The following is a 17,432-nucleotide window of genomic DNA, read 5'->3' as shown; positions in this document are numbered from 1 at the left end:
CCGCCCACGTTTCTCTTTCTTCTCATCTTCAATTGTCAAATAACTGACGACACCAGCCGTCACAAAATCAATCGCTCCAAACTTCCGCTCGAAGCTCAAACCAGCAAAACAGCCAATCCGCTTGATTTTCTCTAGAACGAAGCTCTTCGTCGCCAGCAGCGCCGCCGCCCTCGTTCAGTGACGCGGCTTATACGGCCATCCCTCCCAAACAGTCAACAGCGCAATGGAGAAAATTCCGAAGTTTCTCGTAGCAGGCTGTTTTTTCAGAGCTTTTTGAATTCACTGCCCTGATGCCGACCTGTACGAACCAGATATGCGCTTCGGCAGCAAGCCTGCAGTCCCACGGAGGAGCCTAGACCACCCTGCCCGGCAGCCTGAAGCGCAAAAGGCGGCCAAGGCCGCCTTTCATTCCGTTCGATCGATCCGTCTTTAAGCGGCTCGCGCCGCCTTGGCCGGGATTTCTACGTCGATTTCGAGCACCGAGACATGCTCGCCACGGTCGATCTTGATCTGCAGCCGGTCGCCATCGATCTCCACATGCTTGGCGATGACGGCGAGAATTTCCTCGCGCAGCACGGTGACGAGATCGGCGCCGGGGGTGACGCGCTCATGGGCCAGCAGCACCTGCAGGCGCTCACGCGCGACCGGAGCCGACTTTTTCTTCTGGAAGAAGTTGAACACGTTCATGCTGCCCTCCGGCCGAAGATCTTGCCGAAGAAGCCGCGCTTCTCGCCGGGGATGGTGACCGGAAGCGCCTCGCCGGCAATGCGCCGTGCGGCCTCGAAATAGGCCCTGGCAGGTGCCGTGTTCTGGTCGGCGAGCGTAACGGGAGCGCCGATATTGGAGGCGCGCAGCACGTCCATGCTTTCCGGAATGATGCCGAGCAGCGGGATCGACAGGATCTCGAGCACGTCATCGACCTTCAGCATGTCGCCGCGCTCGGCGCGGGTGATGTCGTAGCGCGTCAGCAGCAGATGCTTCTCGATACGTTCACCATTCTCGGCCTTGGCCGTCTTGGCGTCGAGCAGACCGATGATGCGGTCGGAGTCGCGAACCGAGGAAACTTCCGGGTTGGTGACGACAACGGCGATATCGGCATGGCGCATGGCGAGCGTCGCGCCGCGTTCGATACCGGCGGGACTGTCGCAGATGATCCAGTCGAAGTGACGCTTCAGGTCGTTGATGACCTGCTCGACGCCCTCTTCGGTCAGGCAGTCCTTGTCGCGGGTCTGGGAGGCCGGCAGCAGGAACAGCGTCTCGAGCCGCTTGTCGCGGATCAGCGCCTGCGGCAGCTTGGCATCACCCTGGATGACGTTGACCAGATCGTAGACGACCCGGCGCTCGGCGCCCATGACCAGATCGAGATTGCGCAGACCGACGTCGAAATCGACGACGACGACCTTCTCGTTGCGCTGCGCGAGTGCTGCGCCGAGTGCCGCGGTGGAGGTCGTCTTGCCAACGCCACCCTTACCCGAGGTAACAACTATGACCTTACCCATATCCCCTCTCCTGCTCCTGAACCAATTCGTCTGTTAAATGAGCCGCGATGCCATGATCGCGTCGTTTTCGAGCCAAAGCTGCGCGGAGTGGCCGCGCAGGTCCGCGGGCAGATCGTCCGCGGTCTTGTAAATGCCGTCGATCGCCAGAAGCTCGGCTTCGAGCTTGCGGCAGAATATGCGCGCCGATGCATTGCCGACGGAGCCCGCAAGCGCCCGGCCGCGCAGCGCGCCGTAAATATGAATGGAACCGCCGGCGATGACTTCGGCGCCCGAGGCGACCGAACCGATGATCGTCACATCGCCTTCCGGGAAGATGATCGACTGGCCGGAGCGCACCGGCTCGTGCAGGACCATCGAGGAGAGCGGTGCGCGGGTGATCACCTGCGGCGCCACGACCTGCACCGGCTCTTCAGCCTTCGGTGTAGCGCCCTTCACAGGCGCAGGCGCCGTTTCCGTCACCTCGACATCCGGCGCCGGGCGCCCACCCGTCATGCCCGGAGGCATCGTCGCGTCAAGCTGCGAGGGACGCGCGCCTTCGATCCCCATGATCCGAACATTGCGCTCGGCGAGAGCCGCAATCATCGATTTCAGCAGCGCCCGGTCCGCCTGCAGATCCGAAACGTCGAGAACCACGGGACGCCCCAGGAAGAATCCTGCCGAGCGCGAGGCCAGATCGTCGAGCCGAACCAGCCACTCCTCGAAGGGCAGATCGGGCGTCAAAACGACCGCCAGGAACGAACGGCCTTTGATACGGATGGAGCGTGCGTCGGTTAACACATTAGCAATCTTGGTTAATTTTTGATTGCTTCGGTGTAGCTGCTTCGTGGTTAACAAATAGTTAACGCGGGGCTCCCGGCCGGTACATTCGGTTAACGGCCGGGGGCTTTGCAAAGGGCCGTGGCAGACGCGCCACAGGCTACTTTATCTCGACGGCGAGGTCCTCGACCTTGGGTGCCGTCTTGACCAGTCCCATCTGTTGCATGAAGGCGCCGAAACGCTCGTAGCGGCTGGTATCGAGAGCGGCGGGGCGCTTGGCGAAGCGCGGCAGCGTGTCGAAAAAAGCCTTGCGGTTCAGCTCGTCATTGAGATCGGGATAGGCCTTGATGAACATCTGCCAGGCGTCATCGGGGTGGTTGGTGATGAAGACGGAGGCCTGCTCGATCGCACCGAGGAAGCGCGGCAGACGCGAATCGGCGGCCGAATCACGATGGGCAATGAAGATCAGTTCGTCATAGGGCGGCACGCCGTTTTCTTCCGGATAGAAGGCCTTGCCCTCGTGACCCTCGAGCTTCATCTGCGTCAGCTCGAAATTGCGGAAGCCGCCGACGGTCGCATCGACCTTGCCCGCGATCAGCGACGGCGAGAGCGAGAAGTTGACGTTGACGAGCTCGACATCGTCCTTCTTGAGACCGGCATTTGCGAGCATCCGCTTCAGCATCGCATCCTCGAAACCGGTGACGGAGAAACCGACCTTCTTGCCCTTCAGATCGGCGAGGCTCTTGATCGGCCCGTCGGCCAGCACGGTCACCGTATTCAGCGGCGTTTCGACCAGCGTGCCGATGCGGACGATCGGCAATCCGGCTTCATGATCGAGATAGAGATTGGGCTGGTAGTGGATGCCGATATCGGCCTGCTTGGCAGCGATGAGACGCGGCACCGCGGAGGGATCGGCGGGCGGAATGAGGGTGACGTCGAGACCGGCGGCGGCGAACAGGCCCTTCTCTTGAGCGATCACCATCGGCGCATGGTCCGGATTGACGAACCATTCGAGCATGACGGTCAGCTTGTCGTTGGCGAAGGAGGGCGACGCGAGGGTCGCGATCGCAAGGAGAGTGGCGGATATCAGACGCAGCATGTTTGCTCCATGATTTTGCGGGAAGAAGAAGTCAGTTCGTGGTGGCCCATGGGGTCCAGCCGGAGGTGAGCCTGTCGACGGCGACGCGGCAGATGACGGTCATGGCGGCGAGCACGGCCATGGCGGCAAAGACCATGTCCGTCTGCATGCGGGCATTGGCCTGGACCATGACGAAGCCGAGGCCGGAGGACGCGCCGACCCATTCGCCGATCACGGCGCCGAGTGGCGCGAGGGGTGCAGCGATCCTGAGGCCGGAGACGAGGGACGGCAGGGCGAGCGGCAGGCGGATCCGCATCAGCGTCTGCCAATGGCTGGCCTCTGTCAGCGATACCGCATCGAGAATATCCCGCTCGGTGCGGCGCAGCCCGTCGGCAAAGGCGGAGGCCACGGGAAAGAAGATGATGATCGTCGCCATGGCGATCTTCGAGGCAATGCCGAAACCCAGCCAGATAACCAGGATCGGCGCCAGCACGAAGACCGGGAAAGCCTGCAGGATCAGTACCATCGGCCAGACGAGCGTGGCGGCCGCCGGAAAGGCGGCGAGCGCGAAGGCGACGGCCGCGCCCGATATGGCGCCGCAGAGCAGGCCGAGGACGATTTCGAGCGCCGTCGTCAGGCTCTGCTCAAGCAGGAAGAGCGGCTGCCTGCCGAAGACGGCGACGACGTCGGCAGGCGACGGCAGAATGAAATGCGCGGGCGCGAAGATCCAGATGACCGCCTGCCAGAGAGCGATCAGCAGGGCCACGCCGCCGAGGGCGTTGAGCGGACGCATCGCTAGGCCTTCGCGCGGGCCGGATGCGGGAACGGAAAGACAGACATGGCGAAGCGATCTCCAGACAGAATTGGAGATCCAGGCAAAGCGAAGAAGAAGGGGAGATGCCGCCGGCATCTTGTTCCGTTCCTACGCCGGCATGACCCGGATCAGGTTCAAGGGTCCGGCTCACCGCCATCTCAGCATCGTCAGATGCTCCCCTCGGAATGGGCGGAACCTGTCGTTTTCCCGGCCTGAAGTCAATGGCGCATCTGTCGCAGGCCTTCGCCGGTCTTGTATTCCGGGGTCTCAGCTACAAAATTAATTAGAGACTTTTGGATCAGGCACCCTACTTGACCCCTAAGCATTAGGGAGACCGAATATGAAATTCGTTATTCTCACCGCGCTGGCTGCCTCACTTGCCGGCATTTCCGCTCAGGCCGCGGACCTGACGCCGCCGCCCGCCCCTGTCGAGCCCGAAGCGATAACACCTGTCTTCACCTGGTCCGGCCCCTATATCGGCGCCGAGGGTGGCTATAGCTGGAACACCTTCGATCCTTCCGGTACGTCGGATGTCGATGCCAATGGCGGCATTCTCGGCGTCTTCGGCGGCTATAACTATCAGTTCGACAACAACTGGGTTGTCGGTGTCGAAGGTGACGTCCTGCACAACTGGAACAAAGAGGATGTAGCCTTTGGCTCGGTCGAGACGACCTGGCAGGGCTCGGTTCGCGCCCGCGTCGGCTATGCCTTCGACAATGCGCTGATCTACGGCACGGCCGGCTGGGCAATCGCCCGCGCCGAGGCCAATCCGGATGTCGGGCCAGACGAATCGGATACGCTGAACGGCTGGACCATCGGCGCCGGCATCGATTACGCCTTCACCCAGAATATCTTTGCCCGCGGCGAATATCGCTACACCGATTACGGCAGCGGCAATTTCGGCGCGGCTGGCGGCGATTTCGACCTGAACCAGAACACCATCATGATCGGCGTCGGCGTCAAGTTCTAGGCGCCACCCATCTCCCCAATGTAAGGACACGCCTTCATTCAGCGTGCCCTTTTCTATGATCGCCGGTACGCTTTCCAACATCTCGTGGAAAACCGGAACACCGTGTTGCACTAATTTAGGACTTCGACAAAAGTCATTCCCATCATGAGGAATGCTCACATGCTGTCGGGTCTCGGAACAATCACCATCACGGACGAGAACTATAGTGAGCATGTCGCCTTCGAGCTCGGAGAGCGCGATGGCCTGCTTTTCGGCGGCGAGGAAGTGCTGCGCAGAGCGCAGCGGGCCAAGAAGGTCTTCCTGTTTCTGCTGACCTCGCGGCGCGAATTGCGCATCCGCATTGCCAATGTCGAGCATAGCTGCGCCAATTTCGTCGTCATCAGCGAGCCCCTGCCCGCCGCCTGACATGCGAATGGCCACGATGGCCTGAGCGCATCGTGGCCGTCCTGACGCCGCCCGTGAGGCAGGCGGCGCCTTAGTTCAGGTGTTCGAAATCCGCCATGTTCTTCTGGGTGACGAGCTGGAAGGGGATCCAGACCTCTCGGTCGAGCTTCTCGCCCTTGATCGCCTTCATCGCGGCATCGATCGATCCCTTGCCCTGGCCCTTGGCATCCTGAAACACGGTGACCTTGAGATCGCCTGTCTTCATCGCCTGCAGCGCCTCGGGCGTCGCGTCGATGCCTGAGACGATGATCTTGTCGGTCGAGGCGCCGGCGGCCTTCAGCGCCGAAATCGCGCCGAGCGCCATTTCGTCATTATTGGCGATGATGGCATCGAATTCGACGCCCGATGTCAGCCAGTTGGAAACCAGATCGGCGCCGTTGACGCGGCTCCAGTTGCCGACCTGCTCCTGGGCGACCTTGATGCCGCTGCATTCAGGCGTCTTGACGACATCGTGAACGTCCTGCGTGCGCTGGCGCGCCGCCTGGCTGGTGAGGTCGCCGATCATGATGACGACATTGCCCTTGCCGCCGAGCATGCGACAGACTTCCTTGGTCTGCAACGTGCCGGATTCAGTTTCGTTGGAGCCGACGAAGGCCTGCTGCTTGCCGAGCGTGTTGAGGTCGGTCGGCTGGACATTGACATAGATGAGCGGGATGCCGGCATCTTCGGCAACCTTGCTGAGAGCGGGCGTGCCATCGGAATCGACGGGGTCAACGATGATGGCGGAGACGCCGCCGGCCGCAAAATTCTTCACCTGATCGAGCTGCTTGTTGACGTCGGTCGTCGCGTCTTCGATCTGCAACTCTACCCCGATCGACTTGGCGTAGTCTTCCATGCCGTTGACGATGAGCGTCTGAAAGTTGTTGGACAGCGTGCCCATCGAAACACCGATACGGTCGGCAGCGTGCGCCTGCGACGCAAGCACCAGCGCAACGGCGCTGGCGGTCAGCAATTTCAGCATGTTCTCTCCTCCCAGAGATAAGGCGGCGCCAGGCGGCCGCAGGAAAACGTTAGCCGGGGAAGGCCGTGCGGTCCGCCGATAATTTGATGAAAACGCCTCATTTGCAGGGCATCCGCATAGCAAAGGGCCCGGCTCTGCAGCCGGGCCTTTCTCGGTCGCTCGCTTGGGAAATCAGTCAGCTTGCCTGCTGCTCGCCGCGCGCCTTCTTTTCGGCGCGGCGCCTTGCCTGCTCCATGAAGCGCTTGTCCATGCGCTCCTGGGCCTCGGGCGAACCGTCGTGGAAAGTGCCGAACCACTTGTCGAGCGGGATGACGCCATCGGCGTAATTGCACTCGAAATACTTGTGATGGAGATAGTGGTCGTAGCTGTGCGTATCAATGGCGCTCTCCTCGCCGACGACGATCTTGTCGAAGCCGGCATGGCCCGGTGCCGGGGCAAGGCCTGCATGCGCCAGGTGGAAGATCGCATGGACAGGATTGGACGGCACGATCCAGTGGATCAGCACACCGGAGAAATAGAGGAGGTGCTCGATCGGGTGCATGGCAAGACCGGACCAGGGGCCGGGATTGACGTTGTTATGATGCAGCTTGTGGACGGCATGATACAGCGGCGGCCAGTGGATGAGGCGATGCACCAGATAGAAATGCAGGTCGCGGAAGGTCGGAATAAAGAACATCACGACGGCGCAATAGACCGGGTGCTCGGCGAAGGACACATAGGGAATGATGCCGTTGGCGAAAGCCCAGAGCGTCAGCACCTCGAATGCCGTCCAGATCGGCACCGCGCTGGCAAAGGTCCAGATGACATTGTCGACCGTCTGGTTGCCGAAAAGGAAGGCGTCGTTGCCGACAGAGGGCCATTTGGCGTTGAACTTAAAGCTCGTGCCCTGCTTCTTCTGCATGTAGAGGCGCAGATGGAAGGCGCCGAAGAAGACCAGCACGATCGCCGCATTGCGGATGAGCAGATAGGCGATCCAGCCGATCGAGAAGGTCTTTGCCGTCTCCAGCGACGGCGTGGCGTAGAGCCAGAGCAGGGTGCCGATCACCGCGTAAAGGACGTTCCAGGGCATCAGATAGCCCGGATAGCCAAACAGCCATTTCAGGAAACGCAGCGGCTGGACCGGCCAGATGAACACAGGCGGATACTGGATGAGCTTGAACGGCGCCCAGTCGCCGCGTTTGTTGCGTTTGCCGTATAGTGTGTCGTCCATCTGAAATCCTCCAACTCGTGAGGCAAAAATTACCGCAGCCGCAGGGCCAATTCCCATCGCTGTTTTGATGTGTTTTGATCAATTGCGGTATTTCGCCCGAGAGGCTGGAATGCTTGACTGTCCAGGCGAGTTTGGGGGAGGTTTTGATGAAAAAGACGACGCTGCAGGATGTCGCCCGGGAGGCACGACTGGGGATCGCCACCGTCGAGCGGGTCATCAACGGCCGCGGCGGCGTCACCGAAAAGACCGCCGAGAAGGTCATCCGCGCCGCCAAGAAGCTCGGCTATGGCGAGCGTTCGACCGAGACCCATCGTGGCGCGATCCGCATCGAGGTCATCCTTGTGCGGCCGGAGACCTCGTTCTTTGCCCGGCTGAACCAGGCTTTCGAGCGCATATCCGCCTCGCTCGACCGCGCCGTCATGCTGCACCGTACCTTCATCAAGGAAAGCGATCCGATCGGCATGGCGCATCACATCGCCAATCCTAGCTTTCGCCGTTCCGGGCTAATCATCTGTTCGCAGGACCATCCGAAGGTGATCGAGGCGCTGCGTCAGGTGCGCGCCTCAGGCGTCGAGGTCGCGCAGGTCGTCACCCGCTGCGACGACGCGGAAGTCCCCTATCTCGGCATCGACAATTATGCGGCGGGCCGCAGTGCCGCCTACTACATGTCCGGCATGCTGGCGGCACGTCCCGGTCATTTCGCTGCCATCTGTCATAGCGGCGCCTATTCGAACCACCGCCAGCGCATCCAGGGGTTTTCCGACTATATGGCCGAGCGCGGGGCTGAAGGCCACGCGCTCTCGCTGGTGATGATGGGCCGTGACGACGACCTGCAATGCGCCGAGTTGTTGGGAGAGGCGCTCCGGCGCGACCCCGAGATCATCGGCGTCTATTCGGCCGGCGGCGGTGACGAGGGCGTGGCGATCGTCCTGCAACAATGGGCCAAGCAGCGGGATATCTTCTGGGTCGGCCACGAACTGACCGAAAAGAAGAAGCGCTATCTCGAAAACGGTCTTCTCGACATCTGTCTCGACCAGGCGCCCGAAGTGCAGGCGCGCCGCTCCGTCGATCTCATCCTGCGCAAGCTCGATATCATCCGCACCGAGGTCATCACCGATCCCGTGCGGTTCATGACCGTCAGCGCGCAGAATCTCTAACCAAAGGACCCGGGAGGTAAGCCATGCAGACCCTCAATGTCTTCCAGTCGCTCTGGGCGATGGAGCTTCGAAGCGCGAGAAAACCGGAGCGATCGCTGGAGGAAAATATCCGCCTGATCGCGGAGGCGGGCTTCGATGGCGTCAGCGCCCACTGGTACGATCGCGACTATGTGGAAAACCTCGCCGACCTGTTGGAAGAGCATGGGCTGAAGGCGGAGGGACAGTGTTTTCCGAAGACCGTCGACGACTTGAAGCCGGCGCTGGAGAATGCGGCGGAGTTCGGTGTTGCCCATCTCTGCCTGCAGCCGGATGTCCGGTTGCGCCAGATCGAGGATTGCCTGCCGCTGCTCGAAGGCTGGCATCGTCTGGCCGAAGAGGCGCGCATCCCCGTCTTCATCGAGACACATCGCGACCGGATGACGACCGATCTCTTCTTCACCCTCGACCTGATGGACCGCCTGCCGGATCTGAAGCTGCTCGGCGATCTCTCGCATTTCCTAGTCGGCCGCGAATTCGCCTGGCCTGTTTCCGATGAGAACCACGCGCTGATCAACCGCATTCTCGACAGTTCCTGGGCCTTCCACGGCCGCGTCGCCTCGCGCGAGCAGGTGCAGATCGAGATCTCCTTCCCGCATCACAAGCCCTGGCTCGATCTCTTCATGACCTGGTGGGACTATGGCTTCCGCAGCTGGAAGGGACGTGCCGGGCCGGATGATGTGCTGGCCTTCACCTGCGAGCTCGGCCCGAAACCCTATGCGATCACCGGGCGCGATGGCGAAGACAGCACCGATCGCTGGCAGGAAGCCCTGTTCCTGAAAGACGAGATCAGGGCGCTCTGGTCGCGGCTCTAAAGGAGCAGCAGATCAAACGCGGTAGAGCGCGGGTTTTTCGTGCTGAGCCACGGCAACCCGCTCGCCGGATTTCCAGGCCTGCAGGCAGGCCTTGGTGACCTGCATCGCCATGAAGCCATCAAAGGCGCTAGCCCCGGTCGGCGTTCCGCTCAGGATACCAGCCGTCCACGCCTCAAGCTGCGCCCGATAGGCCTGGCGGAAGCGCGGGCGCCAGTCAGCCGGCGTGCGGAAGCCATCATTGCCTTTCACGCGCAAAGACGTATGGGGCGACGGATCGAGCGCCACCGTCCCGTCCTCGCAGACGAGCTCGGCGCGAACATCGTAGCCATATTGCGCATCCGTGAAGACCTCGATGTCGACGACGACGCCAGATGCGGTCTGCAGCAAGATGAATTGCGGCTGGCGGTTCGGCGCATTGCGCGTCGCCGGAGGGCTGGCAACGAAGGCCGAGACGATTTCCTCGTCGAGCAGGAAACGGGTGATGTCGAATTCGTGCCCGGCGGAATTTGCGATGACGAGATCCGAGGTCAGGTAGTCGGGCGCAACCGCGTTGCGATGGATGCAATGGAGAAACAGGGCGCGGCCGAACTCGCCCGTGTTCAGCGCCTGCTTCATCTCGCGATAACCAGGGTCGAAGCGGCGCATGAAGCCGACCTGCACCAGGCGGCGGCCGGCTTTCTCCTCGGCGCGGATGATCTCTTCGGCTTCCGGAAGGCTTGAAGCCAGCGGCTTTTCGACGAGAACCGGCTTGCCCGCAGCAATCGCCTTCAGCGCCAGCGCCGCATGCGTCTCGTCCGGCGAGCAGACCATGACGGCGTCGATCTCGGGGTCGCCAATCAGCGCATCGGCTTCGGCAATGACGCGGACGCCGAGCTGCCCGGCGACGGAAATCGCCCGCTCGCGGCTGAAGTCCTGCACCGCGACGAGCCTTGCATTGGCGACACCCTCGGCAAGGATTGCGGCATGGTCGCTGCCCATCACGCCTGTGCCGATAATACCGATCCTGACCTCTGCCATTGAATTTCCTCCCAGAATTTCGCAGATCCAACCCTAGCCGCGTGGCAGCAGGGATTTCAAGTTCACTGCAGGCGAAGTCAGTTCGCTCGCATTTGGTGCCGCATGTTTGGCGATCAGCATCTCGGCGAGCCGGATGTCCCTAGCGATCCTGTTGCCCGGACCCCAGCCGCTCGCCGAGACGAGACGGCCGTTTTCGGCAAGATGGAAGAGGATGAAGGCGTCGTCGCCGATATCGCGGCGCACTGCTGACACTGCCCTGTCCGCAAGCCCCGCGATCTGCAGCGTCCAGTCGAACTGATCCGACCAGAACCATGGCACGGCTTCATAGGGCCCGGCGTCGCCGAGCATGCTGGCCGCGGCATGGGCGCCCTGATCCTGCGCGTTACGCCAGGCTTCGAGCCGGACGCGCCGCCCGTCATAGGGAAAGGAGCAGCAGTCGCCGGCAGCGAAGATCGTAGGATCAGAGGTCTGCAAACTTTGATCGACGGCAATGCCGTTTTCGATCGTGAGCCCTGCCTGCGCCGCGAGCTCGACGCGCGGCTGGGCGCCGATACCGACGACGAGCATATCGGCGTTCACCACCGCCCCGTTAGTCAATGTCAGGCTGACGCCGTCGCTACTGCCTGTAAGGCGCTCGATCCCGGATCCACTAAGGATGCTGATACCGTTAGCCTCATGCAGCGCCTGGACTTTTTCGGCAATTGCCTCCGGCACGGCGCGCATCAGGATGCGCGGCAGCGCTTCGATGACAGTCACCTCGAGGCCGCGCTTGCGTGCCGAAGCCGCAAGTTCGAGGCCGATGAAACCGGCGCCGATAATGGCAAGATGGCTGCCTAGCGACAGTCGCCTGGAAAGACGCGCCGCTTCGTCATGGGTGCGGAGATAGAAGACATGTTCCAGACCTTCGGCAGCCGGCAGCCGCCGGGGTGCGGCACCGGTTGCGAGCAGCAATTTGTCATAGGCGAGCGTGTGGCCGCTCGCCAAACGGACCGTCCCGCTGTCGCGATCGATCTCAGCCGCCGCATCATCGGTGACAACTGTTATCCTCCGTTCGGCAAAGGCAGCGCCATCGGCAATGAAGGGGGGCAATGCGCCCTCTGACACCAGCATATGCTGCTTGGAAAGCGGCGGGCGCTCGTAGGGCAGATGCGGCTCTTCGCCGACAAGCGTGATGCTTCCATCAAAGCCCTGCTCGCGCAGCGCCATGGCCGCCCGCGCGCCACACTGCCCGGCCCCGATGATGACGAAATCGGCCATCGGCATCACTCCAGACCGAGATAGACCGCGCCATCCTCGACCTTCACGGGATAGGTCCTGAGGTTGACGCAGACGGGCGCGCCACGGGCCTCGCCGGTGCGATAGTCGAAGCGGCCGTTATGTTTCGGACATTCGACGATGTTGTCCATGACCAGCCCGTCGGCCAAGTGCACCTTCTCATGCGTGCACATGCCGTCAGTCGCAAAGAACTTGTCATCGGGGCTGCGATAGACCGCGAATGTCCGGCCGGCGTGATCAAAACGGATCACATCCTCATTCTCGACATCATCGATCTCGCAGGCCTTGATCCAGTTGCTCATCCCATCCTCCCGAAATTCATGGCGTTTGATCGGAAACTAAGCGAGAGCGCCTGACTTGGCGGGATAATTCTTGATCAAATTCCATCAATCGCATCGGCGCCTGACGGCGCAGGACCAACCTTGAGCAACCGTCAGTATTATTTCTGAAAACCGTTTGACTAAATAAAAACTCGGTGCGAAGCTGATCGTGTTCTTGGGGGCAGTGACATGACGTTACGCGGTACCAATCAGGAATCAGGCCGTCCGTACAACCGGCGTATCGTTCTCGAAGCGATCCGGCTGAACGGCCCGGTGACACGCGCGGAAATTGCCAAGCGCGTCAGCCTGACGGTGCAGACCGTCTCCACCATCGTCCGCGAACTCGAAGAACAGGGCTACATCCTCTCCGTCCGCGAAGAGCCGAAAGGCCGCGGCATTCCCCCGTCGGTGCTCAGAATCAATCCTGAAGGCGGCTATGTCGCCGGCATCCATCTGACGCCGCTCGGCATCGATGCGGCACTTGTCGATCTCAGCGGCAACATCGTCCAGAATGCCCATCGCACCGCCCCGAACGTCGCCCCCGACCTCGCCTTCCGGTTGATCGGCGAACTCGTTGCCGAACTGCGCGGTACCGGCGAGACGAAACGGATCCTGAGCGCCGGCATGGCGCTGCCCGGTCCGTTCGGCGTCGAATCCATGAGCTTCATCGGCCCGACGACGATGACGGGCTGGAAGGATGTGCCGCTCAAGGAGCGGCTCGGCGAGGCTTCCGGCCTGCCCGCCTTCATCGATACCGACATGGCCTGTGCCGCCCTTGGCGAACAGCTCTACGGCCTGGGCGCTGAGCTCTCGAATTACTACTATCTCTATTTCGGCGTCGGTCTTGGCGGTGCCATGGTTCATGACGGCGCGGTGATGCGCGGCGGCTGGGGCAATGCCGGTGAAATCGGCCATATCCCCGCTGTTCCCGATGGCGAGCCCTGCCCCTGCGGTAACCGGGGCTGCCTGGAGCGCTATCTCTCGCTCGATGCCTTCAATCGCCGTGGCCTGTCGCAGCAGATGTGGGCCGAGGAAATCCGCCCGATTTTCCACAATGCCATCCGCACTATCGAAAACCTGCTCGATCCGCAGACGATCGTGCTCGGCGGGCTCGCGCCGCCGGAACTCATCGAAAAGCTGGTCGCTTCTGTAGGCCTGCCGAACTCCGTTGCCGTGCGCGAGGGACGCAGCCATCCGCGGCTGGTCATGGCGAGCGACTGCCAGAACTCGGTGCTGCGCGGCGCCGCCGCCCTTGCGGTTTCCAGCGTGCTCTCGCCGCGTTTCGGCCAGATGTTTTCCACCCCCGACGAGAAAGGGATCGCCGCATGAGCGAACCGCTGCTGGTGCTCGACAATATCCGCAAGAATTTCGGCGCCATCGAAGCGCTGAAGGGCGTCAGCTTCTCGATCGGCAAGGGCGAGGTTGTGGCGCTGCTCGGCGATAACGGTGCGGGCAAGTCGACACTGGTCAAGATCATCTCCGGCGGCCTGGAGCCGAGCTCGGGACGGATGATCTTCGAAGGCCGTGACTATGTGGCAAAGACCCCTGCCGAGGCCAAGGCAGCCGGTGTCGAGACCGTCTATCAGGACCTGTCGCTCGCCACCAATGTCGATGTCGTCGCAAATTTCTTCATGGGCCGCGAGATTACCCGCAAGGTGCTCGGCATCCCCTTCCTCGACGAACGCGCCATGGAAAAGGTCGTCGGCGATGCGCTCGCCAATGCCGGCACGCGCATCCCCTCGCTGCGCACCAAGGTCGAGCATCTCTCGGGCGGCCAGCGCCAGGCGATCGAACTCAACCGCTTCGTCCATTGGGGCGGCAAGCTCGTGCTCCTCGACGAACCCTTTGCCGCACTCGGCGTCGAGCAGACGCGGCGCGGCCTGGAGATGATCCGCCATGTCGCCAACCAGGGCATCGGCGTCGTCATCATCACCCACATCATGCAGCAGGCCTTCCAAGTGGCCGACCGGATCGTGGTGATCCGCCAGGGCGTCGTCGCGGGCGATGTCGAGACATCGAAGACAAATGCAGACGCGGTGATCGGCATGATCACCGGACAAAACCTCGCCGGTGCCGGACCGGTGGGGTCATAAAAACTGAGGGTCCGGCGCAAAAGGAGAGAACGACATGAAGCGAATAGTCTTAGCCGCGCTGACCGTTCTGGCGCTCGGCCTGTCATTGATGACGACTGCCTTCGCGCAGTCGAAGGGAACGGTCTATTACCTCGTCCCGACGCTGCTCGACGAATTCCAGACCGGCTCGGTCAGCGCGCTCGAGATGTTTCTCAAGCAGACCGGCTATGAAATGAAGACGCTGAACGCCGACAACAAGACGGATGCGCAGCAATCGCAGATGAACGACGTCATCGCGCTGAAACCCGCGGCGATCATCCTTGCCGCCGTCGATTTCAACGCGCTGAAGCCCTCGATCGAGGCCGCCCGTGCGGCCGGTATCCCGGTCGTCGAATTCGACCGCCAGATCACCTCGACGCCGTCCGATTTCACCTCCGTCGCCGGAACGATAGAGATCGGTTACGTCGCCGCCGAACAGGCGGAAAAGCTCCTGAGGGCCAAGAACGGCGATGTGAAGGGCAAGGTTCTCCAGGTTCTGGGCGACCCCGGCGATCCCTATACGCTCGACATCCAGAAGGGCTTCGAAGAGAAGATGAAGGCCTTCCCCAATGTGAAGATCATCTCGGTGCCTGCCATGCAGTGGGAAGCCAGCAATGCCGGAACGATCGTTTCCGACCAGATGCTCGCCAATCCTGATATCGACCTGATCTTCAGCCATGCCGCGCATCTCTCGGTCGCCGCCGTCGCTTCGCTTGAAGCGGCCGGCAAGAAGCCCGGCGATGTCATGCTGATGAGCTCGAACGGCGCTCCTGTCGGTCTCGACCTGATCCGCAAGGGCTGGCTGAATGTCGAAGTCGAGCAGCCGCTTTATGCCCAGGCTGCAGCCGTCGCCATGTTCATGGACAAGATCGCCAAGAAGGAAGAGATCAAGCCCGGCGAATATGACGTGCTCGGTCTGAAGGGCGTCGTCACCAAGGAGGCATGGGGTCCGAACGTCAAGATCCCCGGTGCCGCGATCACCAAGGAGAATGTCGACGACCCGGCCTTCTGGGGTAACCAGAAAGCGCCGACCGCTCAGGTGAAATCAGTCGAATGAGCGACATTCCAGCGCCCGGGCTTCAAGGCCCGGGCTCCCTCAAGGACAACCGGATCGGCCGCATGACACCTCGCACGCGTCAATTCTTTGAGCTCGTCCTCGACAATCTCGTCTGGTTCATGCTCATCTTCGTGCTCGCCGTCTTCTCGGCGCTCGTCCCGAACTATTTCCAGCTCGGCATCTTCGCCAATATCATCGAGGCCTCCAGCGTTCTCGGCGTCATGTCGATCGGCCTGGCGCTGGTCATCATCGCCGGTCACATGGACCTCTCGGTGGAATCGGTGGCCGCCCTTTCGGCGATGGCCGTCGGCATCCTGTTCTGCTCGGCCGGTATCGGCATGGGCTTCACGCTCAGCCCGGAATGGCTGATGGTGCCAGTCTCGCTTTTGATCGCGCTTGCCGTCGGCGGGCTGATCGGACTGCTCAACGGCTTCCTGATCGTCAAGGTGAAGATGAATGCCTTCATCATCACGCTCGCCTCCTACATCTGGGTGCGCGGCATCGTGCTCGCCGTCTCCGGCGGCCGCTCGGCGCAGGATCTGGCGCCCGCCATCCGCTGGTTCGGCATCCAGCGTCTCATCGGCCTGCCGCTGACGGCCTGGATCGCAATCGCCTGCTTCATCGTGTTTTCGGTGATGATGGCGAAAACCCCGTTCGGCCGGCACCTGACGATGATCGGCGGCAACGAGACGGCAACCTTCCGCGCCGGTATTCCGGTGCAGCGCAACCTGATCATCGCCTTCGTAATGGCCGGTGCGATCGCCGGGCTCGCCGGCTGGCTGCTTGCCATCCGCACCTCGGGCGCGACCGCCAATCTTGGCGTCGGCCTGCTCTTCAATGCTTTCGCGGCCGTCGTCATCGGCGGCGTCAGCCTGAAGGGCGGCGTCGGCGCGCTTCCAGGCGTCTATGCCGGTGTGCTTCTCCTGTCGTCGATCAATACGGCGATCAATCTCATGGGCCTGCCTGCCAATTTCACCCAGGTGATCCACGGCTTCCTGGTGCTGGCGGCGGTCCTTCTCGATACCTTCAAGCAAAAACTGCGTCAGAGGCTCGCATGACCGGAAGACTGGACGGAAAAATCGCAATCGTCATCGGCGCTGCCCGCGGCATCGGCAAAGCAACCGCCAAGCGCTTTCAGGAAGAAGGCGCGACGATCGTTCTCGCCGACTACGAAGAGGAAGGCGGCCGCGCGGCCGCCGCAGACCTCGGCGTCGCCTTCTTCAAGACCGACATTTCCAAGATGGAAGATGCGAAGGCTGTCGTCGCCTTCGCGGTCGAGACCTATGGCAGGCTCGATATCATCGTCCAGAATGCCGGCGTCTATCCCTGGCAACTGATCGAGGACACCAGCCCCGAAGATTGGGACAATGTGATCGCGGTCAACCTGCGCGGCTCCTTCAATGCGGCACGCGCAGCGCTCGATCCGATGAAGAAGCAGGGTTATGGCCGCATTCTCTTCACCTCGTCGATCACCGGCCCGCATGTGACGAGCCCGGGTCATGGGCATTACTCGGCGACCAAGGCCGGGATCAACGGCTTCATCCGCGCGGCGGCGCTCGAGTTCTCCTCCTATGGCATCACCGTCAATGGCGTCGAGCCCGGCAACATCATGACCGAGGCCATGCAGCTTCACCGCGGCCCCGCCTTCATCAAGAACATGGAGGATGCGATCCCGCTCGGCCGGCTCGGCAGCCCGCGCGATGTCGCCAATGCCTTCCTGTTCCTGGCATCCGAAGATGCGAGCTACATCACCGGCACGACCATCGTCGTCGATGGCGGGCAGCTGTTGCCCGAGGGAAGCGATTTCAAACTGCAGCCGTCGTGAGGCGGCTCATCACGCCCTCGTTACCAAACTCCTAACCAGCGCTATTGACCTTCCAGCCCTCATCTCTAATTCCGCTCGCAGGGGCAG

19 protein-coding genes and 1 riboswitch are annotated in these 17,432 nt (G+C 61.9%); of the genes, 9 read left to right on the top strand and 10 right to left on the bottom strand.

Going from position 1 to position 17,432, the window contains the following annotated elements; all coding sequences use genetic code 11:
* Positions 1-429 precede the first annotated feature (429 nt).
* From minE to ACODR6_RS06170, 5 genes are all read right to left on the bottom strand, one after another.
* Entirely contained in the window at positions 430-687 is a 258-nt protein-coding gene (minE, locus tag ACODR6_RS06190) for a cell division topological specificity factor MinE (protein WP_112718508.1), read from the bottom strand.
* A complete protein-coding gene (minD, locus tag ACODR6_RS06185; RefSeq protein ID WP_112718510.1) occupies positions 684-1,499 on the bottom strand; it encodes a septum site-determining protein MinD in 816 nt (271 codons plus the stop codon). The genes minE and minD overlap by 4 nt, the downstream gene beginning before the upstream one ends.
* A 33-nt stretch (positions 1,500-1,532) precedes the next feature.
* A complete protein-coding gene (minC, locus tag ACODR6_RS06180) occupies positions 1,533-2,285 on the bottom strand; it encodes a septum site-determining protein MinC (protein ID WP_489021549.1) in 753 nt (250 codons plus the stop codon).
* 130 nt (positions 2,286-2,415) lie between these two features.
* Positions 2,416-3,354 carry an ABC transporter substrate-binding protein gene (locus ACODR6_RS06175; RefSeq protein ID WP_489021517.1) on the bottom strand — a complete coding sequence of 313 codons (939 nt, stop codon included), beginning with the start codon at positions 3,352-3,354 and terminating at the stop codon, positions 2,416-2,418.
* 31 nt (positions 3,355-3,385) lie between these two features.
* A complete protein-coding gene (locus tag ACODR6_RS06170; RefSeq protein WP_489021515.1) occupies positions 3,386-4,126 on the bottom strand; it encodes an ABC transporter permease in 741 nt (246 codons plus the stop codon).
* 109 nt (positions 4,127-4,235) lie between these two features.
* Positions 4,236-4,338: riboswitch (TPP riboswitch) on the bottom strand.
* 149 nt (positions 4,339-4,487) lie between these two features.
* Between ACODR6_RS06170 and ACODR6_RS06165 the strand changes: the two genes are divergently transcribed.
* Complete coding sequence (locus ACODR6_RS06165) at positions 4,488-5,117, top strand: outer membrane protein (protein ID WP_112718514.1); 630 nt, start codon at positions 4,488-4,490, stop codon at positions 5,115-5,117.
* Between the two features lie 159 nt (positions 5,118-5,276).
* Positions 5,277-5,522 (top strand): hypothetical protein, encoded by a 246-nt coding sequence (locus ACODR6_RS06160; protein WP_112718516.1) that lies wholly within the window; start codon positions 5,277-5,279, stop codon positions 5,520-5,522.
* A 70-nt stretch (positions 5,523-5,592) separates the two neighbouring features.
* Here ACODR6_RS06160 and ACODR6_RS06155 read toward each other — a convergent pair whose 3' ends face one another.
* Together ACODR6_RS06155 and ACODR6_RS06150 are read right to left on the bottom strand one after the other, a co-directional pair.
* Positions 5,593-6,522, bottom strand: a complete 930-nt coding sequence (locus ACODR6_RS06155; RefSeq protein ID WP_489021512.1) for a sugar ABC transporter substrate-binding protein — start codon at positions 6,520-6,522, stop codon at positions 5,593-5,595.
* Positions 6,523-6,697: 175 nt separating this feature from the next.
* Positions 6,698-7,732 (bottom strand): sterol desaturase family protein, encoded by a 1,035-nt coding sequence (locus tag ACODR6_RS06150; protein ID WP_413712248.1) that lies wholly within the window; start codon positions 7,730-7,732, stop codon positions 6,698-6,700.
* Positions 7,733-7,878: 146 nt separating this feature from the next.
* Here ACODR6_RS06150 and ACODR6_RS06145 point away from each other — a divergent pair, with 146 nt between their 5' ends.
* A complete protein-coding gene (locus ACODR6_RS06145) occupies positions 7,879-8,889 on the top strand; it encodes a LacI family DNA-binding transcriptional regulator (RefSeq protein ID WP_489021509.1) in 1,011 nt (336 codons plus the stop codon).
* A 23-nt stretch (positions 8,890-8,912) separates the two neighbouring features.
* Positions 8,913-9,740, top strand: coding sequence for a sugar phosphate isomerase/epimerase family protein (locus ACODR6_RS06140; RefSeq protein ID WP_489021507.1), 828 nt, complete (start codon positions 8,913-8,915; stop codon positions 9,738-9,740).
* 12 nt (positions 9,741-9,752) lie between these two features.
* On the opposite strand, the gene ACODR6_RS06135 is transcribed toward ACODR6_RS06140, so the two are convergent.
* From ACODR6_RS06135 to ACODR6_RS06125, 3 genes are read right to left on the bottom strand one after another with little or no spacing between them, the layout of a single operon-like run.
* Positions 9,753-10,757, bottom strand: a complete 1,005-nt coding sequence (locus ACODR6_RS06135) for a Gfo/Idh/MocA family oxidoreductase (RefSeq protein WP_489021505.1) — start codon at positions 10,755-10,757, stop codon at positions 9,753-9,755.
* 33 nt (positions 10,758-10,790) lie between these two features.
* Positions 10,791-12,014 (bottom strand): NAD(P)/FAD-dependent oxidoreductase, encoded by a 1,224-nt coding sequence (locus ACODR6_RS06130; protein ID WP_489021503.1) that lies wholly within the window; start codon positions 12,012-12,014, stop codon positions 10,791-10,793.
* Between the two features lie 5 nt (positions 12,015-12,019).
* Positions 12,020-12,334: a MocE family 2Fe-2S type ferredoxin gene (locus ACODR6_RS06125; protein ID WP_130280899.1), complete on the bottom strand. Its 315-nt coding sequence runs from the start codon at positions 12,332-12,334 to the stop codon at positions 12,020-12,022.
* Positions 12,335-12,541: 207 nt separating this feature from the next.
* Here ACODR6_RS06125 and ACODR6_RS06120 point away from each other — a divergent pair, with 207 nt between their 5' ends.
* The 5 genes from ACODR6_RS06120 to ACODR6_RS06100 all read left to right on the top strand — a co-directional run bounded on the left by ACODR6_RS06120 (position 12,542) and on the right by ACODR6_RS06100 (position 17,345).
* Positions 12,542-13,681 (top strand): ROK family transcriptional regulator, encoded by a 1,140-nt coding sequence (locus ACODR6_RS06120; RefSeq protein ID WP_489021500.1) that lies wholly within the window; start codon positions 12,542-12,544, stop codon positions 13,679-13,681.
* On the top strand, positions 13,678-14,445 hold the full coding sequence (locus ACODR6_RS06115) for an ATP-binding cassette domain-containing protein (protein WP_413712242.1): 768 nt from the start codon (positions 13,678-13,680) through the stop codon (positions 14,443-14,445). Before ACODR6_RS06120 ends, ACODR6_RS06115 begins: the two co-directional genes overlap by 4 nt.
* Before the next feature lie 34 nt (positions 14,446-14,479).
* Positions 14,480-15,520, top strand: a complete 1,041-nt coding sequence (locus ACODR6_RS06110; RefSeq protein ID WP_489021498.1) for a sugar ABC transporter substrate-binding protein — start codon at positions 14,480-14,482, stop codon at positions 15,518-15,520.
* Between the two features lie 62 nt (positions 15,521-15,582).
* Positions 15,583-16,578 (top strand): ABC transporter permease, encoded by a 996-nt coding sequence (locus ACODR6_RS06105; RefSeq protein ID WP_112718644.1) that lies wholly within the window; start codon positions 15,583-15,585, stop codon positions 16,576-16,578.
* The gene (locus ACODR6_RS06100) at positions 16,575-17,345 is read left to right on the top strand and encodes an SDR family NAD(P)-dependent oxidoreductase (protein ID WP_489021495.1); all 771 of its coding nucleotides are present in this window, start codon (positions 16,575-16,577) and stop codon (positions 17,343-17,345) included. Before ACODR6_RS06105 ends, ACODR6_RS06100 begins: the two co-directional genes overlap by 4 nt.
* The last annotated feature ends 87 nt before the right edge of the window (positions 17,346-17,432 follow it).

The organism is Rhizobium sp. FG96, assembly GCF_057808655.1.
This window is presented reverse-complemented; position numbering and strand designations above follow the sequence as displayed.